20 protein-coding genes and 1 tRNA gene are annotated in these 21,378 nt (G+C 74.4%); 11 read left to right on the top strand and 10 right to left on the bottom strand.

Annotated features, from left to right (window positions below):
- Positions 1–58: 58 nt before the first annotated feature.
- From ACIBPB_RS26000 to ACIBPB_RS26010, 3 genes are all read left to right on the top strand, one after another.
- Positions 59–134: transfer RNA gene (locus ACIBPB_RS26000), tRNA-Lys, on the top strand.
- A 251-nt stretch (positions 135–385) separates the two neighbouring features.
- Complete coding sequence (locus tag ACIBPB_RS26005; protein ID WP_396842075.1) at positions 386–2,041, top strand: glycoside hydrolase family 44 protein; 1,656 nt, start codon at positions 386–388, stop codon at positions 2,039–2,041.
- 69 nt (positions 2,042–2,110) lie between these two features.
- Positions 2,111–5,188: a VWD domain-containing protein gene (locus tag ACIBPB_RS26010; protein ID WP_396842076.1), complete on the top strand. Its 3,078-nt coding sequence runs from the start codon at positions 2,111–2,113 to the stop codon at positions 5,186–5,188.
- Between the two features lie 79 nt (positions 5,189–5,267).
- Here ACIBPB_RS26010 and ACIBPB_RS26015 read toward each other — a convergent pair whose 3' ends face one another.
- Both ACIBPB_RS26015 and ACIBPB_RS26020 read right to left on the bottom strand, forming a co-directional pair.
- A complete protein-coding gene (locus ACIBPB_RS26015) occupies positions 5,268–5,849 on the bottom strand; it encodes a flavoprotein (RefSeq protein ID WP_396842077.1) in 582 nt (193 codons plus the stop codon).
- A complete protein-coding gene (locus ACIBPB_RS26020; protein WP_396842078.1) occupies positions 5,846–7,174 on the bottom strand; it encodes a hypothetical protein in 1,329 nt (442 codons plus the stop codon). The genes ACIBPB_RS26015 and ACIBPB_RS26020 overlap by 4 nt, the downstream gene beginning before the upstream one ends.
- A gap of 239 nt (positions 7,175–7,413) precedes the next feature.
- Between ACIBPB_RS26020 and ACIBPB_RS26025 the strand changes: the two genes are divergently transcribed.
- The 5 genes from ACIBPB_RS26025 to ACIBPB_RS26045 all read left to right on the top strand — a co-directional run bounded on the left by ACIBPB_RS26025 (position 7,414) and on the right by ACIBPB_RS26045 (position 10,910).
- Positions 7,414–7,764 carry a hypothetical protein gene (locus tag ACIBPB_RS26025; RefSeq protein WP_396842079.1) on the top strand — a complete coding sequence of 117 codons (351 nt, stop codon included), beginning with the start codon at positions 7,414–7,416 and terminating at the stop codon, positions 7,762–7,764.
- A gap of 129 nt (positions 7,765–7,893) precedes the next feature.
- A complete protein-coding gene (locus tag ACIBPB_RS26030; protein ID WP_396842080.1) occupies positions 7,894–8,448 on the top strand; it encodes an RNA polymerase sigma factor in 555 nt (184 codons plus the stop codon).
- Positions 8,448–9,458 carry a CU044_5270 family protein gene (locus ACIBPB_RS26035; RefSeq protein ID WP_396842081.1) on the top strand — a complete coding sequence of 337 codons (1,011 nt, stop codon included), beginning with the start codon at positions 8,448–8,450 and terminating at the stop codon, positions 9,456–9,458. The genes ACIBPB_RS26030 and ACIBPB_RS26035 overlap by 1 nt, the downstream gene beginning before the upstream one ends.
- A 167-nt stretch (positions 9,459–9,625) precedes the next feature.
- A complete protein-coding gene (locus ACIBPB_RS26040) occupies positions 9,626–10,129 on the top strand; it encodes a hypothetical protein (RefSeq protein WP_396842082.1) in 504 nt (167 codons plus the stop codon).
- A 49-nt stretch (positions 10,130–10,178) separates the two neighbouring features.
- Positions 10,179–10,910: a Clp protease N-terminal domain-containing protein gene (locus tag ACIBPB_RS26045; protein WP_396842083.1), complete on the top strand. Its 732-nt coding sequence runs from the start codon at positions 10,179–10,181 to the stop codon at positions 10,908–10,910.
- 123 nt (positions 10,911–11,033) lie between these two features.
- On the opposite strand, the gene ACIBPB_RS26050 is transcribed toward ACIBPB_RS26045, so the two are convergent.
- The 4 genes from ACIBPB_RS26050 to ACIBPB_RS26065 all read right to left on the bottom strand — a co-directional run bounded on the left by ACIBPB_RS26050 (position 11,034) and on the right by ACIBPB_RS26065 (position 13,671).
- Entirely contained in the window at positions 11,034–11,552 is a 519-nt protein-coding gene (locus ACIBPB_RS26050; protein WP_396842084.1) for a hypothetical protein, read from the bottom strand.
- Positions 11,553–11,701: 149 nt separating this feature from the next.
- The gene (locus ACIBPB_RS26055) at positions 11,702–11,890 is read right to left on the bottom strand and encodes a DNA repair protein (protein ID WP_396842085.1); all 189 of its coding nucleotides are present in this window, start codon (positions 11,888–11,890) and stop codon (positions 11,702–11,704) included.
- A gap of 64 nt (positions 11,891–11,954) precedes the next feature.
- Positions 11,955–12,983, bottom strand: coding sequence for a sensor histidine kinase (locus ACIBPB_RS26060; RefSeq protein ID WP_396842086.1), 1,029 nt, complete (start codon positions 12,981–12,983; stop codon positions 11,955–11,957).
- Positions 12,976–13,671 carry a response regulator transcription factor gene (locus ACIBPB_RS26065; RefSeq protein ID WP_396842087.1) on the bottom strand — a complete coding sequence of 232 codons (696 nt, stop codon included), beginning with the start codon at positions 13,669–13,671 and terminating at the stop codon, positions 12,976–12,978. Before ACIBPB_RS26065 ends, ACIBPB_RS26060 begins: the two co-directional genes overlap by 8 nt.
- A 160-nt stretch (positions 13,672–13,831) precedes the next feature.
- Between ACIBPB_RS26065 and ACIBPB_RS26070 the strand changes: the two genes are divergently transcribed.
- Positions 13,832–14,497: a GNAT family N-acetyltransferase gene (locus ACIBPB_RS26070; RefSeq protein WP_396842088.1), complete on the top strand. Its 666-nt coding sequence runs from the start codon at positions 13,832–13,834 to the stop codon at positions 14,495–14,497.
- Positions 14,498–14,893: 396 nt separating this feature from the next.
- Positions 14,894–15,256 carry an STAS domain-containing protein gene (locus tag ACIBPB_RS26075; RefSeq protein WP_357317411.1) on the top strand — a complete coding sequence of 121 codons (363 nt, stop codon included), beginning with the start codon at positions 14,894–14,896 and terminating at the stop codon, positions 15,254–15,256.
- Between the two features lie 6 nt (positions 15,257–15,262).
- On the opposite strand, the gene ACIBPB_RS26080 is transcribed toward ACIBPB_RS26075, so the two are convergent.
- Positions 15,263–16,459 (bottom strand): PP2C family protein-serine/threonine phosphatase, encoded by a 1,197-nt coding sequence (locus ACIBPB_RS26080; RefSeq protein WP_396842089.1) that lies wholly within the window; start codon positions 16,457–16,459, stop codon positions 15,263–15,265.
- A gap of 28 nt (positions 16,460–16,487) precedes the next feature.
- On the bottom strand, positions 16,488–17,939 hold the full coding sequence (locus ACIBPB_RS26085; protein WP_396842090.1) for a glycoside hydrolase family 3 protein: 1,452 nt from the start codon (positions 17,937–17,939) through the stop codon (positions 16,488–16,490).
- 124 nt (positions 17,940–18,063) lie between these two features.
- Between ACIBPB_RS26085 and ACIBPB_RS26090 the strand changes: the two genes are divergently transcribed.
- Positions 18,064–19,239, top strand: a complete 1,176-nt coding sequence (locus ACIBPB_RS26090) for an ROK family protein (protein ID WP_396842091.1) — start codon at positions 18,064–18,066, stop codon at positions 19,237–19,239.
- Positions 19,240–19,346: 107 nt separating this feature from the next.
- Here ACIBPB_RS26090 and ACIBPB_RS26095 read toward each other — a convergent pair whose 3' ends face one another.
- Complete coding sequence (locus ACIBPB_RS26095) at positions 19,347–20,348, bottom strand: ABC transporter permease subunit (protein WP_396842092.1); 1,002 nt, start codon at positions 20,346–20,348, stop codon at positions 19,347–19,349.
- On the bottom strand, positions 20,345–21,361 hold the full coding sequence (locus ACIBPB_RS26100) for an ABC transporter ATP-binding protein (protein ID WP_396842093.1): 1,017 nt from the start codon (positions 21,359–21,361) through the stop codon (positions 20,345–20,347). The genes ACIBPB_RS26095 and ACIBPB_RS26100 overlap by 4 nt, the downstream gene beginning before the upstream one ends.
- Positions 21,362–21,378 lie beyond the last annotated feature (17 nt).

Here is a 21,378-nt window from a genome sequence, read left to right on the forward strand (position 1 = left end):
GTGGCTGATGGACACGGGACGCCGCGGCTGTGCTAACGTCTCGTCCCGTTGTCAGCGAGCGCCGCTAGCTCAACTGGCAGAGCAGCGGACTCTTAATCCGCGGGTTCGGGGTTCGAGTCCCTGGCGGCGCACCAACGAGCAAGGCCCTGACCTGGTGGTTCACCCCGGGTCGGGGCCTTTGTCGTGTCCGGTGGCGGGTGGGCCGCTCGGGAGTCACGGACCGGGCGCGCGGTGCCGTCGTCGTGGTGGATGCCGGTCCGGTGCGCGCTCGCGCCCCGACGGCACCCGACATCGATCGATGCGGCTCGATTGACTTGATATAGACAGTCAGTAATATATATGCGAGCTTGGCCCGTCCCGGGCTGATCGGCGGCAGGAGTCCCTGATGGGTGTGCAACGACCGCGCAAGCCACGTCCGGCCACGGTGATCGGGGTGGCCGGCTCTCTCGTGGCGGGGCTGCTCACCACCCAGGCCGTCGCCGACCCGGCGGCGGCCGCCACCGGGCTCACCCTGGCCGTCGACGTGTCCGCCGCCCGGCACCGGATCAGCCCCGACGTCTACGGCATGAACGGCGGCGACCCCGCGCTCGTCGCGGAACTCGGCACGCCGGTGGCGCGCTGGGGCGGTAACGCGAGCAGCCGCTACAACTTCAAGAACCACACCTACAACACGGGCAGCGACTGGTACTTCGAGAACATCGTGGCCGGGCCCGACAACACCCTTGAGGCGTTCGTCCAGCGGAACCGGGACGCGGGGACCAGGCAGGTGGTCACCGTGCCGTTGATCGGCTGGGTGGCGAAGGACTCGCCGTCGTCGCACCCGTTCGCCTGCGGCTTCCCGGCCACCCGCTTTCCCGAGCAGGACTCGTTCGACCAGTGGGACCCGAACTGTGGCAACGGTCGGCACGCCGATGCGAACCTGACCGGGGCGGTCCCCACGGACACCTCGATCCCGGCGGACGCGTCGTTCGCGGGCGAGATGGTGTCGCATCTCGTGAACCAGTTCGGCCCGGCGGCGCGCGGCGGCGTACCGATCTACGAACTCGACAACGAGCCGGTGCTGTGGAGTTCCACCCATCGCGACGTGCACCCCGAGCCGGTGAGCTACGACGAGCTGGGCGGCAAGGGCACGGCGACCGCCGCGGCCATCAAGGCCGCCGACCCGCGCGCGGCCGTGCTCGGCCCGTCCGGTTGGGGCTATTGCGAATGGGTGGCGTCCGGCGTGGACGGATGCGGGCCGGGTGCGGACGCGGCGGCGCACGGCGGGCTCAACCTGTCGCAGTGGTACCTGAAGAACATGAAGGACTTCAGCGACGCCCACGGCGGGAAACGCTTCCTCGACTACTTCGACCAGCACTACTACCCGCAGATCAGCGGCGGTAAGGACCCGGACGCCAACGCGCTGCGGCTGCGGTCCACCCGATCGCTGTGGGATCCGACGTACGTGGACGAGTCGTGGATCGGCCCCGGCGGGGTGAACGCGCCGCCGTTGCAGTTCATCCGCCAGATGAAGGCATGGGTCGCGCAGTACTACCCGGGCACCAAGGTCGCCATCACCGAATACAACTGGGGCGCGCTGGACGACATCAACGGCGCGCTCGCCCAGGCCGACGTACTCGGCATCTTCGGGCGCGAGGGTCTGGACCTGGCCACCATCTGGGGTGAACCCAAACCGACCGACCCCGGCGCGTACGCGTTCCGGATGTACCGGAACTACGACGGAGCCGGCAGCAGATTCGGCGACCTGAGCGTGTCGGCGGTCAGCAGCGACCAGGGGCAGCTCGCGGTCTACGCGGCGCAACGCTCGTCCGACAAGGCGCTCACGGTGATGGTGGTCAACAAGACGGGCGAGGATCTGACCTCACGGTTGGCGCTCGCCGGATTCCACGGCGGGGACAAGGCGCAGCGGTTCAGCTACGGCCCGGCCGATCTCACCTCGATCGTCCGGGGCGAGGATCTGCGGGTGACCCGGGGCGGCGTCAGCGCGACGTACCCGGCGAACTCCGTGACGCTGCTCGTCCTGCCGCAGCGCCGACACTGAGCGTCGCCCGTCCGACCGGTCCCCGACAGAGCACGGGAATCGCGAGCCCGCGCCCCTACAGTCCCCACCATGAGGTGGACGCTGCGATCCGTGACCGGGCTCGCCGTACTGGTGACGGCCCTGGTGGCGCCGGTGGCGAGCGCCGCCGCGGCGCCCGCCGACGGCGGCCTCGGCCTGGCGCTGCGCCCGGGGCAGACGGACTATCGCGCCGGCGACCAGGTCCGCCTCGACCTCACCGTCACGAACTCCACCGGGTCGGCGTGCGCGCTGCCCACCAGCGCCGTCGGCACCGTCCAGATCACCGGGGTACGCCGGGACGGGCGCGACCTCACGCCGGCGCTCACCCGCAGCTTCTACGACGACGGGATCACCGCCTCGGCCGGCGCCGGCCTGACCGCCGTCGAACCCGGCGCGACCGCGACCGTGGCGCTCACCGGTGTCCGGCTGCACGACGGCGGCGCGCCCGGGGACGTCGTGCTCCGCTCGGTGGCCGCCACCGACGACGGCGGTGGCCTGGACTCGCTCTGGCCGGTCGACGCCCCCGGCCGGTACGAGGTAACGGCCGGCTACGTGACGCTGCCGGTCACCGGCGCGACGAACCTCTGCCCGGGCGCCACGGCGCTGCGGAGCACCACGTTCACGGTCGGCGACGGCGGCCCGCCCGGCCCGCGCTGGCTCTGGCCGGTCGTCGGAGCGCTGCTGCTGGTGCTGCTCCTCGGCGCGCTCCTGGTCCTGCTGCGGGCCCGCCGCCGGCGGCCGACCGCCGCCGCCGTGGCCCTGCTGCTGGTGGCCGTGGGCGCGCTGGTCGGCGGCACGTCCCGGCCGGCCCACGCGGACTACACCGTCGACCCGACCGCCGGCGTGCCGGTCAGCGGCGTCGACTTCCAGGCCGCGGTCGACGGCTGCCTCAAGGGGTTCGCCGCGCCCGGCGGTGACCCGTCCGGCCTGCTGCCCCGGCTGACGGACAAGAGGAGCCCGAAGGTGCGGATCATCCCCACCCCGGGCGGCTCCGGCGCGTTCGAGACGCCGGACAGCGCCGACGGCAAGGGCTCGTCCACGGTCACCTGGAACCCGACCTCCACCGACCCGTACGACGACGGGGTGGCCCGGGACCCCTGCGCCGCGCTCTACCACGAGCTGAACCACGCCGACGACATCTCCCGCGACGCGGTCCCGCCGGGCCAGTGCGGGAGCACCGGGATCCCCACCGCGGAGGTGAAGGCGACGTTCGCGGAGAACCGCTACCGAGCGGCGAAGGGTCTGCCACCGCGCACCGGGTACAAGGGGAACCCGTTGCCGAAGAGCCTCGACGAGTGCAAGAAGCCGGCGAAGAAGACGCCCCCGCCGAAGGGGCCGGTGAAGCTCTGCGAGGACGGCGCCGACTGCGGCGGCAGCAACGGCGACCCGCACCTGGTCACCTTCGACCACGTCGCCTACGACTTCCAGGCCGTCGGCGAGTTCACGCTGGTCGCGGCCACCGCCGGCGACCCGCTGGAGGTCCAGGTCCGCCAGGCGCCGATGGCCGGCAGCCGCACCGCCTCGGTCAACTCGGCCGTCGGGTTCCGGGTCGGCGGGCACCGGGTCGCGCTGACGCTCACCGACGGCGGCACCCGGGTGCACGTCGACGGCGCGCCGCGGCCCGCGCTCCCGGACCGCACCGACCTGGCCGGCGGCGGCAGCCTCACCCGCCGCCCGTCGGACACCGGCCCCACCGACGGGTACGACGTGACCTGGCCGGACGGCTCGGCGGCGGCGGTGGACCAGATCGGCCGCTACGGCTACCGGGTGCTGGTCCGGCTGGCCGACGGCCGGGCCGGAAAGGTACGCGGACTGCTCGGCGACTTCGACGGCGACCCGGCCGACGACATCGCGCCCGCCTCCGGGGCGGCGCTGGTCCAACCGGTGCCGTTCGGGAAGCTCTACCCCGGGTACGCGGACAGTTGGCGGATCGCCCCGGACCGTTCGCTGCTGCACTACGACGACGGGCAGGACACCGGCACCTTCACCGATCGCGCGTTCCCGGAGCGGGAGGTCACCGTCGGCGACCTCGACCCGGCCCGGCGCGCGACGGCCGAGCAGATCTGCCGCTGGGCCGGCGTCACCGCCCCCGCGCAGCTCGCCGAGTGCGTCTTCGACGTCGCGGTGAGCGGGCGCCCCGAGTTCGCCGTGGCCGGCGCGACCACCGAACGGGTCGCACCGCCGGCCGGCGCCCCGATCCCCGCCGCACCCGTCGCCACCGCCACCCTCACGCCCGGCGGCGAGCCGCTGACGTTCGCCGGTCACGCAGGGGACGCCGTCTTCGTCGACGCCACCGCACCGGGAATCGGTGACCGCTGCTCGCCGTACGTGCTCACCGACCCGGACAGTCGGCAGGTCGCCAGCGGCTGCAACATCAACGGCAGCGGGTACGTCGATCGCGTCGACCTCACCGCCACCGGCAGGTACTCGCTGCGGGTCACCGCCGCGCCCGGTGACACCGGCCGCGCCGCAGTGCGGGTGTACCTGGCCCGGGACAGCGCCGGCACGGTGCAACCGAACGGTCCGGCGGTCACCGCGACGATCGAGCAACCCGGCGCGCGGGCCCGCTACCGGTTCACCGGCCAGCAGGGCGAGCGTGTCTACGTGGAGGTGCCCGCGAGCACGCTCACCGACCAGTGCTCACCGCTGGAGCTGCGGGACGCCGAGGGACGGCAACTCGTCAGCGGCTGCGTGATCAACGGGGCCGGCGAGATCGACGGCACGCTGCTGCCCGCCGACGGGACGTACACCGTGGTCGTCGACCCCACCGAACGCGGCACCGGCGCGACCACGCTGCGGCTGGTCACCAGCCGGGACCGGGAGGCGACGGTCACGCTCGGCGGGCCGCCGGTCGTCGCCGCCGTGGACCGGCCCGGCGCGGTCACCGGCTACCGGTTCACCGCCGCCGCCGGCACGTCGGTGACGGTGAGCGCGACCGCCTCGAACCTGCCGGACCAGTGCGGCGTGCTGGCGCTGCGCGCGCCGGACGGCAGCACTGTCACCACCGGCTGCGTGATCAACGGAGCTGGTGAACTCGGGCCGGCGGTGTTGCCGACCTCCGGGGCGTACACCCTGGTGGTGGACCCGTCCGGGGCGGCGACCGGGCAGGTCACGCTGGCGTTGCGGTGAGGCCGACCCGCCCGTCCACGGTGGTGTGGGGGTGTGCTGAGGTCAGCAGGCGCCGCTGGCAGGGCGGGCCCGGACGGCGTCACGATCGGGGCCGGCTGGCAGCGGCCGACCGAATTTCGTGGGCGAGCCGGACCGCCGTCGTGAAAGCCACCGTCCAGGGGAAGGCTCGCTGTCGCTCGTTGCCGCTGCCGGGCGGGTGCGGTTCCCATTGGTCGTCGGCGCCGAGCAGGACGCGTACCCCTTCGTCGCGGAGGCTGGCCACGGCGTGCCGGAACGGCGCCCGCGCGGCGAGGGCGGCGTTGACGAACGGGACGATGACGGTTGGCACCTGCCTGCCGATCAGCTCGGCGACCGAGGTCATGGCGTAGTTGTCGGCCAGACCGCGGGCGACCTTGTTGATCGAGTTGTAGGTCGCGGGGGCGATGATCAGGGCGTCGGTCGCGGGAAGCGACCGTCCGGTGTTGGGTGACGACCGGTAGGTCGATCGGACCGGATGCCCGGTGAGGTTCTCGAGCGGCTGCGGTTCGATGAAGTCCATCGCGCTCGGCGTGGCGGTGACCGCCGCCGTCCAGGATCGTTCCTGGGCTGCCTTGACGAGCTGGGCCACGTCGGCGGCCGGACCGGCGCCGCAGACGACGATCTGGAGGTGACCGTCGGTCACAACCGGATCCCGACGCTGTGGGCGAAGCCGACCGCGGCGGCGCGGGCAGACCCGTTGCTGCGCGCGGCGAGGTCTCTGGCGATGCGCTGGACCGTCGGTCGGCACCGGATCTCCTCGGGTGCCACCTCGTAGGCGGTGCGTAGCGCGCTGAGGCCGTGCTCGTAGCGGCCCCACTGGGTGTAGGCGCGTGCCACGTCGACGAACAGCGACGCCTTGCGCTCGGCCAGCGCCACCTTCTCCAGCGGCACCGTGCGGGCGATTGCGATGGCTGTCCCGGCGTCGCCGAGGGCCAGCGCGATGGTGACCCGGTGCAGCAGGACATTGGTGACGCCGAAACCGGTCCACCGGTCGTTGCCGTCGTAGCCGAGGCGGGTTGCCGCGCGGGTCGCCTCATCGAGCATCGCGTGTGCCGTGTCCCGGTCATCCCGGCGGGCGGCGGCGATCGCCCCTCGCAGCACGAGAGCGCCGTAGACGGCCACCGCATCGGTCGACGCGAGGCGGGTGTCCCGGTCGAGCGAGCCGGCGGCGTTGCCGGCGAGTGCCACCGCCTGGGCGTCGTGGCCGTTGCCCATCAGCGCATGGGTCATGATCCGGGCGCTCGCGGCGATCGCCACCGGGTCCTGGCTCAGGGCAGCGGCCCGAGTGCTGCGTTCGGCTGCTATCAGGGCCATCCCCCGATCGCCCAGCTTCAGCAGGACGCTGCCGGCGACGTGGTAGAGGTCGGCTGCCAGGGCCGCGATCCGTTGCCGTCGCTCGCCATCCGCGCTGGACGTCACCGATTCGAGGGACGGCAGCAGCGTCACGAGCCGGTCGAGTACGCGCTCGTACCGGCAGGCCTGATAGTCGGCCTTGGCGGCGCCGACGGCCCGGGTGAAGTGCGAGAAGGGCAGCGCCGCCGCGTCCGGGAGCGCGGGCGAGCAGAGCGCGTCGAGCAGCGGTGTGACGTCGGGGGTGGCGGCGACGCCGATCGCCGCCCCGCGCAGGAGGTCTCTGCGTCGCACATCACCATCCGAACCCGAGCCATCAACTCCGTCATCGCCAGTATCCGCGTCCGTGCCGGCGGCCGGCCGCGCGGCACCCGCAGTTGCCCCGCCCATCCGCAGCGCCTCGAAGCGTTCCCGCACCTCAGGCGCGGCTCGGGACAGCACGGTGTCCAGCGCGGCCTGCATGTCGGCGCGGGGGATCACCTTGTCGCCCTGGCTGCTCCACTTGGCCACGGTCCGCCGTGCCGCGCCGAGGTGGTCGGCGAAGGCCGTCACGCTCATCCGCAACGCATTCCGGAGCGCGTTCGCGTCCTGGCCGGTCCAGGTCGTCACCGTCGCCATCGCACGTCCTTCCGGCACGGACAGTCATCGGTGGAGGTGATGGTAGCCGTACACCGGGTGACCGCCGGTGCACCGTGGGTGCACCGGCGAGACATTCCGCCCGTGCGTCGCCCAGACCAGCCTGGACGTGCCGACGCGCCGATCCCCGGCGGCGCCCGGTGGTCAGCGGCAACCTCACGGCAGGAGATCCAGATGGACGTGCCGATCGGCGACAGGTCGGAACGTGCGGGTGATCGGCGGTGACCGGGCAGCGACGCCGTCTCGCGGCGAACCGGCCCGCACCGGCCCAGGTGGAGCATCTGCCGATGCGCCCGCTGTGGCTGTGCCGCCGGTGCGGGCAGCCCTGGCCCTGCGGCGCGGCGAAGCTCGCCCTCACCGCCGAGTACCGGGACGCGCAGGTGAGCCTGTTCCTCTATCTGGCCGGCTGCCTGCACGACGCGATCGACGACCTGCACCGGCTCAACCCGAGCGTCACGGGCAGCGCCGCCGACATGTTCGACCGGTTCCTCGGCTGGCCCGCCCGCCACACCCACGCCTACCGCGTCAGCAGCACCACCACGGCCGTCAGCATCGAGGAGCCCTCCTCGTGAACGGCACCCGCCCCATCGACGCCGGCGGTGAGCCGGTGACGTCCATACCCTGATGCCGGCTCGGCGGTAATCGTTGGACCCGTCGCGACACAAACCTGGGTGAGAGTCGCCGAGGCAATGGAGGTTCGGGTGGGTCCACCGAGGAACCGCGACGAGGGCTGGTTCACCAGCCTCTACGTCGCGGAGTACGCGAATGTTGTGCGGTACGGCCTGCGCCGGCTCGCGGACGCCGACGCCTCGGCGGAGCTGGCCCAGGAGGTCTTCGTGGTCGCCTGGCGCCGTCGCCAGGAGGTGCCGGACCGCGGCCTGCCCTGGCTGTACGGGGTGGCCCGCCGGCTCCTCGCGAACCACTGGCGGTCGCGACGTGGCGCCCCCGACGTCCTGCCCAGCACCGGTGCCGACCTGGCCGGGGTCGCCGGCTCGTCGGGTGCCGACGCCACCGTGGGGGTCACCGACGTCCTGGCCGCGTTGACCGTTCTCAACGAACTGGATCAGGAAATCCTCCGGCTGGTCGGCTGGGAGGAGTTGACGGTGTCCGAGGCGGCCCAGGTTCTCGGCTGCACCCGGGCGACCGCGGCGGTGCGCCTGCATCGCGCCCGCCGCCGCCTCGCCGAAGCGATGTCGGACCGGTCCGCCCAGCCGCGGCCCCAGCCCGCGCTGGCCGCCACGCGAGAGGAACTGTGATGTTCGGAGCAGAGCGCACCCGTACCCTCCTCGGCCCGGCCGACCCGGCCCGGACCGCCGCCGTCGCACCGCCGCGCGTCTCGGCACACGACCTGATCAACCAGGCCGGCGGCACCGCGATGGCCGCCCGGCGCCGCCGGGTACGCCCGGCCCGCCGGCTGGTCCTGGCGGCGGGGACGCTGGCCGTCGCGGCCGGTGCCGTGGCCGTTCTTCAGCCGTTCGACAGGCCCGCAACGGACGGTCCGCGCGGGTCGGGGAGCGCGGCGGGGTCGGTGCTCGTGCCGGTGTCGTACCAGTTCGCCGCCGACCCGCCGGCGGCCGGCCCGCACCTGCGCGCGTTGGCCGGCAGGATCAAGGACGCGGAGTACGACCACCAGGGCGGGCGGTACACGTACCACCACACGAAGGTGTGGGGCGATCCGGTGATGAGCTCCGCCGACGGCCGTTACCACGTCGCCTTCGCCAGCGAGACGAAGGTCTGGCAGGCTGCGGACGGGACCGGCGGCCAGGTGAACAAGCAGTTGGAGCCGGAGTACCCCGACCAGGAGTCCCGGGACTACTGGCGGGGCAACCTGGACTCGGGTCCGGCGGTCGGCGCCGCAGCGGGTCCGGCCATGATGCCGCTGCCGCCGATGGAACTCACGCCACCGCCGGCCGACCCGTCGCGGCTGCGCGAACTGCTCAAGGTCAGGTACGGGCCGGGGGCGGCCAGCAAGGAGGTCAGCACCCTCTACGGGCAGTACGTCGTTCCGCGGGCGATCCGGGCGGAGGTCCTGCGGGTCCTCGCTGACATGCCCGGCTTCCGCTGGCGGGGGCAGGTGACGGATCGGGCCGGTCGGGCCGGGGTCGCCGTTACCGTCGACGACCGCGAACACGACGCGCAGTCTCTGCTGATCTTCGACCCGGGGACGGGTGAGCTGCTCGCCCACGAGCGACTGACGTTGTCGCCCGTGCGAATCAGCTCGTACCAGGTGATCCTGGACGCCGGCCGGACCGATCGAATGGGCTGAACGCCGAACGGCGGGGCCGCTCCTCTCCCGGAGCGGCCCCGCCGCGACCCGGCCGGCCATATCGGCGTCTCCCGTTCATCGGTACCGTTCTCCTCGACCGATTGGTGCGACGCTGTGGACGGACGCGGAGGGGCGCTGTGGCGCGGAGACAACGAGGCTCGTCAGCCGTGGGCAGCGGACGTCAGCGGCGCAGGTGGCTGGCCGGGCTGACCGGCGTGGCGGTCGCCTGCGTCGGGCTCGTCGGCTGCTCCGGCGACCGGAGCACCGAGCCCGTGGCGCTCGCCTCCGGTGTGGTGGACGGCGGCGGCTGGACTCTGGTCGCCTTCCGGAACGAGGCCGGTGAGCTCTGCCTCGACCTGCGGGACGCGGCGATGAAGCGCAGCTACAGCGGTGGGTGTGGCGGCTGGGCGACGGAGCCGGGCAGTGGCGCCTACGTGGACGGCACCGGCCCCGGCGTCACGGAGTTCGCCTACGGGCCGCTGCGGGAGACGGTCGGCTCGGTGGAGGCCTCGGCAGCCGGTCGGGATCCCGTCGTGGTGCCGGCGCGCGCCATGCCGGGCGGAAGCGGGGCGGCCAAGTTCTTCGTCATGGCGTTCTCCGACGCGGAGACGGACTGGACGTACACGGCGCGAAACGCGGCTGGGGGAGTGGACCGGCTCGGCACCCGATGAGCGTCAACCAAGGGTTGACGACCTGACGTCGTCAACCTATGGTTGACGCATGAGTGAACCGTTCAAGATGACCCACCCGGTACGCCTCGACGACCTGATCGAGGGCATCAAGAAAGCGCGCACCGACGCGCTGGACCAGCTCGCCGACGCCGTGGTGATCGCCGACCACCTCGACGACGTCGCCGACCATCTGATCGGTCACTTCGTCGACCAGGCCCGCCGCTCCGGCGCCTCGTGGACGGAGATCGGCCGCAGCATGGGTGTCAGCAAGCAGGCCGCGCAGAAGCGTTCGGCCGCCAAGGCCGAGACGGCCGCGGCGCTGGACCCCAACGCCGGCTTCGGCCGGTTCACCCACCGGGCGCGCCAGGTGGTGGTGGCCTCGCAGGAGGAGGCGCGGGCGGCCGGGAACGCCGAGATCGGCCCGGGGCACCTGGCGCTCGGCCTGCTCGCGGATCCGGACGCCCTCGCAGCCAAGCTGATCGAGGCCCGCGGGGTGTCGCTGGAGCAGCTCCGCGAGGCGGTCACCGCGACCCTGCCGGAACGGGTCGAGCAGGTGCCGGACCTGATCCCCTACGACGCGCGGGGCAAGAAGGTCCTGGAGCTGACCTTCCGCGAGGCGCTGCGGCTCGGCCACAACTACATCGGCACGGAGCACATCCTGCTCGCCCTGCTCGAGGAGGAGGGTGGCGACGGGGCGCTCGCCGGGCTCGGGCTGGAGAAGGGGGCCATGGAGGCGGCGATCGGCAGCGCGCTGGCCGAGACCGCCCGGAAGATGGCCTGACGGGCCTCCGGCACGCCGCCCCGGCTTGCCGCCTGGCCTGCCCGTCCGGCCCGCCGCCTGGCCCGCCGCCCGGGCGCGAGCCGGCGGCGGGCCCGCGGCACGGGGCGCGTGTCCGCCGGTGGATCAGTCGGCGGTCGGGAAGCCGTACCGGGCGGCGTGCTCGGGATCGGCCGGGTCGACCTGGCGGATGCCGGCGTCGGCGAGCCGCTTGTTGACCTCGTCGAGCCGTTCCCGGACCAGTCGGGCCTCCTCCTCGGTGACCCGGCCCCGGTGCGGCTTGCCGGCGTGCTCGATGGTGCCGTAGTCGACCTTCTCCGCGCCCCGGCGGGCCTTGGGCGGCTTGACCCGCTCGGCGGTCCGCAGCAGCTGCGCCATCGGCACATCGGTGGCCATGGCGTCGAACTCGCTGGCGGTCAGCACCACCCGGCGCGGCTCGCCGTCGCCGTGCCGGTCGTGGATCTCCACCACGGCCACGTCCAGTGCCGCGTCGTCGATGCTCTCCACCTCCAGCCCGGTGGCGTCCAGCTGCACGGGCCCGGCGACCAGGTCGGGGTGCTCGAGCACGACGACCTTGGCCACCTCGTCGTCGGGGCTCAGCAGCTGACCACTGAAGTCGGAGACGTGGATCGTCTTCTTGCCCATGCGCGGAGCATCTCCTGTCGTAGGCCGGGATTCGGACCAGGAGACGCTACCCGACAGGTGTTCCAACGCCGGCTCGGAGCGCCGGGGGTGTGTCGTCGCTTTCCTCCGCCGGCGGGTCGCCCCGGCGTGGGCGGCCAGCCGCCGGCGCCTCAGCGGGTGTTCAGGCCGCTCCGGGTGGAGACCCGGGCCGGCAGCGCGTTCAGTTCGGCCCAGGAGAGTGGGCTCCCGGCCCGGGCCTCCCGGTAGCGGGGCTGCGCCGGGAACCGCCCGGGGTCCTCGACGGCCCCCCAGCTGCGTTCGCTGTCCTGCTGGTACCGGTCATTCGGCTGAATCGGCATGACCATTACCGTCCCAGAGAAAGGTGTCCATGTATGGAAATGAATATGACGCATGATCGATGCGTCAGGTTCCCGTTGCCGGCAGCCGGAGCACGAACCGGCAGCCATCGGTGATGTTCTGCACGTCTACCCGCCCGCCGTGCGCCTCAACCAGCCCGCGCACGATTGCCAGGCCCAATCCGCCCGATCCCTCCGGCCCGCCGTCGCCCGGGCGCGGGGTGCGCGCCGGCTCACCCCGGAACGCCACGTCGAACAGCCGGGGCAGGTCGTCCTCCGGGATGCCGCCGCAGGTGTCCGCCACGGCCAGCCACGCGGTGTCCGCGTCGCGGCCGGCGTCGACGCGTACCGTGCCGTCGTCCGGGGTGTAGCGGATCGCGTTGAGCAGCAGGTTGCCCACCGCGCGGGCCAGTTCCGGCTCGCTGGCGACCACCGTCGGCCAGCCCGACTCGGCGGCGACCAGCCGGATCCGGCGGGCGGCGGCCAGCGGCGCCGTGCTGGCCAGGGCGTCGGACACCACGTCGCCCAGCGGCACCGCCGACAGCGACAGCCGCAGCGCGCCCGCGTTGATCCGGGACAGCTCGAACAGGTCGTCGACCAGCCGGGTCATCCGGTCGGTCTCCACCCGGATCCGCCGGTGGTACTCGGCCACCGTCACCGGGTCGCCGACCACGCCGTCCTCCAGCGCCTCGGCCATCGCCCGCAGGCCGGCGAGCGGGGTGCGCAGGTCGTGCGACACCCAGGCGACCAGGTCCCGGCGGCCTTTCTCGACCCGGCGTTCCCGCTCCCGCGCCTGGTCGGCCCAGACCGCCGCGGCGGCGAGCCGGCGGCCGAAGAGCAGCCCGACCGCGAGGCTCACCACGGCGGCGGCGGAGACCGTGATCAGCACGACCTCCAGGTCGTGCCGGGAGAGGAACATCGCCTCGGCGACCACCGCCACCCCGGCGGCCACCGCGGCCACCGTCATGGTCAGCAGCACGAAGATGTGCCCGGTGATCGACCGGCCGCGCAGCAGCCGCAGGGCGACCGCCCCGGCCAGCCCGACCGCGAGCGCGGCGAGCAGCGCGGCCCCGAAGATCAGCGCCAGGTCACCCATCGGCCGGCTGGTACCGGTAGCCGACGCCCCACACGGTGAGGATGCGTCGGGGGTTCGCCGGGTCGACCTCGATCTTCTCCCGCAACCGCCGGACGTGGACGGTCACCGTGGACTGGTCACCGAAGTTCCACCCCCACACCCGGTCCAGCAACTCGGCCCGGCGGAACGCCCGCGCCGGGTGGCGCATCAGGTGGGCGAGCAGGTCGAACTCGCGCACGGTGAGGGCCAGCTCCCGGCCGTGCAGGCGGGCCACCCGGGGCCCGGTCGCCACCTCCAGGCCGTCGTCGCGCAGCACCGCCGGGGCTACGGCGGCCGGCTCGCCGCCGGCGCGGCGCAGCACCGACTGGACCCGCAGCACCAGCTCGCGGGGGGAGAACGGCTTGCTCAGGTAGTCGTCGGCGCCGAGTTGCAGGCCGAGCACCCGGTCCGCCTCGTCGCCGCGTGCGGTGAGCATCACGATGGGTACGCCGTCCGGGCGCTCCCGCAGCCGGCGGCAGACCGCCAACCCGTCCAGCCCGGGCAGCATCAGGTCCAGCACCACCAGGTGCGGTGGTTGGCGGGCCACGGCGGCCAGCGCGCCCAGCCCGTCGCCGACGTGGTCGACCTCGTAACCGGCGTGCGTCAGGTAGCGGCAGACCACGTCGGCGACCGTCCGGTCGTCGTCGACCACCAGCACCCGCTGCGTCACCGCGTACCTCCCGTCGCGCGGCCAGCCTAGCCACGCCAGGGCGGGTCGAACCATTGCCAGGTTCTTACGTCGGCCGTCGCGGATCCGCCGCGCCGGGCCGCGCGGCCCGGCGTACCGTGATCACGAACGCGACGGCGGGCGGGGGAGGAGGTGGGCCGCGGTGCTCGACCGGCGGTTGTTCCTGCACCTGGCGACCTGGCTCGGGCAGTGGCCGGCCGGCCCGGGACTGCACGTGGTCCGCTCGCACCGCCGCGCCCGGCCGGCGTGGGACGGCCGGCTGCGCCCCGCGATCGCGGTGGCCGCCCCCGACTGCGCCGTCCTGTCGGTGCCGCCCGACCGGGTCGACGCCGTCCGGGCCCTGGTCCGCGAGCGGGCGCCGGCGGAGCTGCTGCCCGTGCTGCCGGCGGTGGTCGGCGCTCCCGAGTTCGCCACGCACACCGGTTCGTTCCGCTGGTGCACCGCCCCGGCGCGGCTGCCGGACGTCGGCGAGTGGGAGCCGCCGACCGGGCCCGGGCTGCCGCCCTGGCTGCGCCTGTTCGACCGGGAGGTGCTGGTGGTCCGGGACGACGGCGGGCGCTACCTGGCGGGCGTCGGCATCAAGCGGCACGACGCGTACGGGCACGAACTGGCCGTCGGCACGGTGCCGGCGGCCCGGGGGCGGGGGCTGGCCCGGCGGCTGGTGGCCCGGGCGGCCCGCCGGGTGCTCGACGAGGGGGCGGTCCCGACCTACCTGCACGACGCCGGCAACCACGCCTCGGTCCGGGTGGCCGAGGCCGCCGGCTTCCCGGACCGGGGCTGGACGTCGTTCGGGGTCTTCCCGCGCTGACCGGACGCGGGGCGGCGGTCCCGCCCGGGCCGGCGGTGTCACGGGCCGGGCAACGGGCGCGGACCGTGGATCCCGGGCCGGATCCACGGTCCGCAGCCTGCTCCTCCCAGGTCCCGTTGTTTGGTAACGCTAGGTGTCGAAAAAGGTGCGAGCAAGGGGTGTCGGGCGGATTTCCGCTGTCCGGTAGTGGACTTGACCTGCGATAAGGCCAGATTCGGGTCCGGACCGGTCAGTGACGGAGCGTATGGGTGACGCCGGGCGCCCGGCGGGTCGCCGGCCGCCGCGACACCGCTCCCCGGGCGCGCGACAAGACCTGAACACGGTCAACCCGGGTGAGTGACGGACCCGCCGGGTAGGGTGCCGGGCGGCGGCATCGGCGCGGGACACGGGCGGGTCATGGAAATCGGTACGCGGGACGCGGGACCCGGACGGGTGGTCGTCACCCCCGCCGGCGACCTCGACCTGGCCGGCGTGCCGGCGTTCGACCGCGCGTTCGCGGCGGTCCTGGACCGGCCCGGCCTGGCGGCGGTCGAGGTCGACCTCGGCGCCGTCGGGTTCGTCGACTCGACCGGGGTGGCCGCCCTGTTGCGCGCCGCGGCGGAGGCCGTCGGTCGCGGCGCCACCCTGCGGGCGACCCGTCCCCGGCCGGTGGTGGCCCGGGTGCTCCGGATCACCGCGGTCGACGTCCTGCTCGGCCTTCCCGGCGGCGCGGGCGACGACAGCCCGAGCGCCGGACGCGGCTGGCGCAAGCTGCGCTGAGCCGGCTCAGGGCTCCGTGCGCTCAGCCGCCTCGCCGGACCACTCCAGCAGCACCAGGCTGGCGTCGTCGCGGGGCGGGCCGTCGGCGTGCGCGGTCACGGCGCGGATCAACCGGCGCAGCGTCTCGGGCGCGGGCAGGCCCGACCCGGTGTGCCGTTCGGCGAGGTCCGCCAGCCGGGGCAGCCCGAACATCTCGCCGGCCCGGTTCCGCGCCTCGGTGACCCCGTCGGTGTAGAGCAGCAACCGGTCGCCCGGCTCCAGCCGCACCTCGTCCGGCGTGGTGGTGGCCGGCGCCAGGCCGAGCGGCAGCCGCCGCCCGCCGGTCAGCGCGCGCACGGCCCGGCCGTGGCGCAGCAGCACCGGGGCCGGATGGCCGGCGTTGACGTAGCGCAGCCGCCCGCTGTCCAGGTCGGCCTGGGCCAGCACGGCCGTCACGAACCGGCCGTCCGTCCACTGGCTGCGCACCGCCGTGTCGACGGCCGCCGCCAGCTCCGGCAGCCCGGCCTGGAGCCGCCGGGCGGCCCGCAGCGCGGCGAGCGCCACCGAGGTGGTCAGCGTCGCCGGGAGGCCGTGCCCGACCCCGTCCAGGACGGCGAGGGTGAGCCGGCCGCCGTCCAGGGCGTAGTCGAAGGCGTCGCCGCCCACCTCGTAGCAGGGCTCGAGGACCGCGCTGACCACGAACGTGTCGGTGGCGAAGGTCAGGGGCGGCAGGAGTTGCCAGAGCAGCTCGGCGGAGACCGCCATCGGCCTGCTGCGCCGCACCCGGTGCAGTGCGTCGGCGTAGCGCAGCTTGCCGGCCAGCAGGTGCCCGACCAGCCCGGCGATGGCCCGCGCGCCGTCCCACACGCTGCCGTCGCCCGGGTCCGACCCGGGCGGCAGGACGAACTCCAGCAGGCCCAGCCGCTCGGTCCCGTCCACCACCGGCACCCAGAGCCGGCCGTCCTGCCCGGCCCGGACCCGCACCTCCGTGTACGCCCGGCCGGGCAGGCTGGTGTCCACCGGCAGCGGTTCGGGCCGGGGTCGGTCCGGCGCGGTCACCGGGCGCAGCAGATCCTGCTCCACGTCGATCAGGTAGGCCGTGGCGGTGACGCCGAGCGGGCGCAGCGCCTCGTCGATCGCCGCCGGCAGCCGGTCCGGTGGGACGCGGTGCGACCGGCACAGCAGGTCGGCGAGGGCGCGGAGCCAGGCGTCGGTGGTGGCCACCCGGAACAAGTACCCACCGCGGCCCGGTTCACCCGGTCAGACCCAGCACCTCCGCCGCGGCGTGCCCGTTGGCGTGGCTGGCGCCGTACGTGCTGACGAAGGCGCGGGCGCCGGCCGGCCGCCAGTCACCCGGCCAGCCCATCTCGACCACGATCACCGGGTGCGCGGCGGCCAGCGCCGTGACCAGATCGCGCGCCCCCGGCAGCCGGTGCAGGTGGCGGCCGACCAGCACGATCGGCCGGTCCCCGGCGCGCCGGCGCAGCTCGTCCGGCGCGGTCTCGCCGGCGACGGCGCGGACCTCCTCGACCCCGCGCAGGTGCGGGCCCAGCCCCCACGGCACCCGCCCCTCGGCGATGGTGGAGGTGGCGTGCACCTGCACCACGAGCGGCCGAACCAGGCCGGTGAGGTCGCCCTCGACGCGGACCGCGCGCAGCGCGGCGGCGTACCCGAGGCCGTCCGCGGTGGCGGCCGGGACGGCGGGACCGGGCCGGTGACTCGGCAGCTCGGCGGCCCGGCCGGCGGCCTGCTCGACCCGGGCCCGGTCCAACCGGCCGTCGCCGAGCGCGCCGACGATCTCGGTGACCACCAGCTCGACCAGCCCGGCGTCGACCTTGGCGCCGATGCAGAGCAGGTCCGCCCCGGCGGCCAGGGCGCGGACCGCGGCCGGACCGGTCCCACCGGCGGCCAGGGCGGCGCCCTTCATCTCCAGCGCGTCGGTGATCACGGCGCCGGTGAAGCCGTACTCGTGCCGCAGCAGGTCGACCAGGACCGCCCGGCTGAACGTCGCCGGCCCGTCGCCGGTCAACGCCGGCACCCGGATGTGCGCGGTCATGATCGCCCGGACCCCGGCGTCGATCACCGCCGCGAAGGGCGGCAGGTCCCGCTCGCGCAGCACCGCCGGCGGCACGTCCACGGTCGGCAGCTCGTAGTGGGAGTCGGCGACCGTCGCGCCGTGCCCCGGGAAGTGCTTGGCGCAGGCGGCCACCCCGGTCGACTGGAGGCCGGCGACCGCGGCGGCCGAGTGGCGGGCCACCCGGGCCGGGTCGGCGCCGAACGAGCGGGTGCCGATCACCGGGTTCTCGTCGGCGGTGTTCACGTCGACCGTGGGGGCGAGGTCGAGGGTGAGGCCCAGGGCGGCCAGTTCGGCGCCGATCGCGGCGTACACCTGGCGGGTCAGGGTCGGGTCGTCGACCGCGCCGAGCGCCGCGTTGCCCGGGTACGGGCTGCCGGTGGCGTGGGCCAGCCGGGTGACGTCGCCGCCCTCCTCGTCGATCGCGAGGATCACGTCGGGGCGGCCGGCGCGCAGCGCGGCGGTGCTGGCCGCCACCTGGGCCGGGTCGTGGATGTTGGTGCCGAACAGCGTGTGCCCGGCGAGCCCCTCGGCGAGCAGGTCGACCGCCCAGTCGGGCGGGACCGGTCCCGGGTACGCGGCCAGCAGGGTGCCCAGCGCGAGGCGGCGCAGTCCCGGATCGGATCCCACGAGTCTTCCCCTTTCCCTGCCGGGTCGTCCGACGACTCCGTACCGGGGCGGCCGATACGCTAGCGGGCGCCCCGCTGCAGGCGTTTGGTGGTTAGCAAACTTTACTGAAAATTGAGGACGTGGCATGAGTGCGACCCGGCTGCCCGGCACCCCCCGCCTGTTGCGGGCGCTGAACGACCGCGCGGCGCTGGAGCTGCTCCTCGAGCGCGGGCCGCTCACCCGGGCTCGGCTCGGCGAGCTCACCGGGCTGTCCAAGGTCACCGCGTCCCAGCTGGTCGAACGGCTGGAGGAGCGCGGGCTGGTCACCCGGGTGGGCGAGCAGGCCGGCGGGCGGGGCCCGAACGCCCAGCTCTACGCCGTCCGCCCGGGCAGCGCCTACGTGGTCGGCGTGGACGTCGGCGCCGAGCGGGTGGTGGCCGCCTGCGCGGACATCACCGGCACGGTCGCCGGCCGGGCCGAGCAGTCGACGAAGGACACCGACGATCCGGTCGGCGTGGTGCACAACGCCGTGATGCAGGCGGCCAGCAGCGCCGGCGCGGAGCTGTCCAGCGTGCGCCGGGTGGTGCTGGGCACCCCCGGCCTGGTGGACCCGGGCAGTGGCGACATCACCTTCGCCTTCAACCTGCCGCGCTGGCACAGCGGGCTGCTCGCCGCGCTCCGCGAGGACCTGCGCATCCCGGTGGTCTTCGAGAACGACGTCAACCTGGCCGCCGTCGCCGAGGCGCAGTCCGGCGCCGCCCAGGAAACCGGGGACTTCGTGCTGGTCTGGGTGGACGCGGGCGTCGGCCTGGCGATCATGTTGGGCGGGCGGCTGCACCACGGCAGCAGCGGTGCGGCCGGCGAGATCGGTTACCTCCCGGTGCCCGGCGCACCCATCCCGCGCGACGTGTCGAAGCGGGCCAAGCCGGCGTTCCAGCAGCTCGCCGGGGCCGACGCGGTCCGGGCGGTGGCCAGCGAGCACGGCTTCCCGGCCGAGCACGCCGCCGACGCGGTCCGCGCGGCGATCGCCGCCGGTACGGCCGGTGGCCGGATGCTGGACGAGCTGGCCCGCCGGCTGGCCCTCGGCGTGGCCAGCACCTGCGTGGTGCTGGACCCGCCGCTGGTGGTGCTCGCCGGCGAGGTGGGCCGGGCCGGCGGGGCGGCGCTGGCCGAGCGGGTACAGCACGAGGTGGCGGCGATCACGCTGGTCCGGCCGCGGGTGGTCAGCACCGGCCTCACCGAGGAGCCGATCCTGCGGGGCGCGCTGCGGACCGCGCTGGACGCGGTGCGCGACGAGGTGTTCGGCTCGACGGTCGGCTGACCGCCCGTCGCCCGCCACCCCTGCCGCCATGTGAAGGAATTCTTCACGACGCGGCATTGGTCTGCAAGGAGTTGCCGGTGCGGCCCCCGGGGGACCGCACCGGCGGCTCAGATCAGGTCCCGCCGGCGGAACGCGGCGAACGCGGCCACCACCAGCGCCACGGTCAGCCCGACCAGCACCACCATCCCGGGGGCCCAGCCGACCGTGTAGGAGGCGTCGCAGAAGGTCTCGGTCACCCGCGCGCAGGACGCGCTGTCGAAGAACCGGACCTCGCCGGCCAACCAGGCGCCCAGGTAGGTGGAGAGCATCAGCCGCTCCGGGCGGCTCACCGACAGGATGTCGAACACCAGCCGGGCGCCCAGCTCCCACACCACCAGGTACGCCGCGACGGTGCCGAGCGCCGCCGAGGTGTGCCGGCCCAGGGTGGCGATGGCGAACCCGAGCGCCGCGGCGAGCAGCACCAGCACCATGCCCCGCCCGTGGGTGACCCCGAGCGCGGCCCAGTCCGGCCGCCCGGGCCGCCCGGCGAGCTGGCCGATCAGCCAGAACACGGCGAGGTACGCCGCCGACGCCACGGCGGCCAGCACCAGCACCGCGCCGAGCAGGGTGCCGAGCTTGGCGCCGAGCACGGCCCGCCGCTGCGGCCGCCACAGCAGCAGGTTGACCACCCCGCCGGAGTTCAGGTCCGCACCGATGTAGGAGGCGCCGACCAGGAACCCGAAGAGCGCCAGGAACGCGATGAGGAAGTAGAGCAGCCCTTCCGCCTCGTGGCCGAAGACGAACACCCCGTTCAGGTAGTCCGCCGTCGTGGGCAGCCGCTCCATCAGGGCCGGGTCCACCTCCGAGCAGTCCCGGGGGACGTAGTCGGTCTCCTCCGGGGTGACCGTGCCCGCCTTGATCGCCAGGCAGCGGTCGTGCTGCAGCTCCAGCTCGCGTACCGCCTCGGCCGCCTGCGCCTGGGCCTGGCTCAACTCGGCCACGCTGGGCCGGTGCGACCCGCCCAGGGTGGTCACCACGGTCACCGCGAAGGCGCCGAGCAGCAGCACCACCATCAACTGCACGAAGCGGCGGGCGGCCAGCCGCTCCAACTCGGCACGGACCAGCCTCACGCGCCCACCTCCCGGGTCTCGCGTACGTCGAGGTCGATGAGCGGGCCGTCCGGCCCCTCGGGCGGCACCCCACCGTCCACCTGGCGGGGCACCGCCGGCTGCGGGTGGGCGCCGGTCAGCTCCAGGAAGACGCTCTCCAGGTCCGGCCGGAGCGGGACGAGCTCGCGTACCCACAGACCCTGCTCGCCCAGGGTGCGGCTGATCAGCTCGGGGTCCTCCACACCGGTGACCACCAGGTGGTCGGCGAGGGCGGTGACCGAGACCCCGGCCATGCCGAGCAGTTCGGCGGCCTGCTCGGGCGCCGCCACCCCGACCCGCCACTGGTGCTGGTCGAAGCCGGCCAGCACCTCGTCGACCCGGCCGTGGGCCACCCGGCGGCCGCGACTGATGATCGTCACGTGGTCGCAGATCAGCTGGATCTCGGCCAGGATGTGGCTGGAGAGCAGCACGGTGACCCCGGCCGCGGCCAGCGACCGCATCAGGTCCCGCATCTCCCGGATCCCGGCCGGGTCCAGGCCGTTCGCCGGCTCGTCGAGGATGAGCAGCTCGGGGTTCTTCAGCAGGGCCGACGCGACCGCCAGCCGCTGCCGCATGCCCAGCGAGTAGCCCCTGACCCGCTCGCCACCCCGGTCGCGCAGCCCCACCTGCTCCAGCACCTCGTCCACCCGGCTGGTGGGCACGCCGCCGGCGACGGCCAGCAGCCGCAGCGTCTTGCGGGCGGTGAAGTTGCCGAAGAACTGGGGGCTCTCCACGATCGCGCCGACCCGGCCGGCCACCTCCGGCAGCCGCTCGGGCGAGCTGGCCCCGAGCACGCTCATCCGCCCCTCGTCGGCCGCGACCAGCCCGAGCAGGGCGCGCAGCGTGGTGGTCTTGCCGGAGCCGTTGGGCCCGAGGAAGCCGTGGATCTGCCCGGCCTCGACCAGCAGGTCGAAGCCGTCGACGGCGACCCGCCGTCCCTGACGCGCGGAGTGGAACGACTTGCGCAGCCCGTCGATCTCGATGACCGCGTTCATCGGCGCCGCTCCTGGCA

This window comes from Micromonospora sp. NPDC049836 (assembly GCF_044465125.1).
Classification (GTDB): domain Bacteria; phylum Actinomycetota; class Actinomycetes; order Mycobacteriales; family Micromonosporaceae; genus Micromonospora.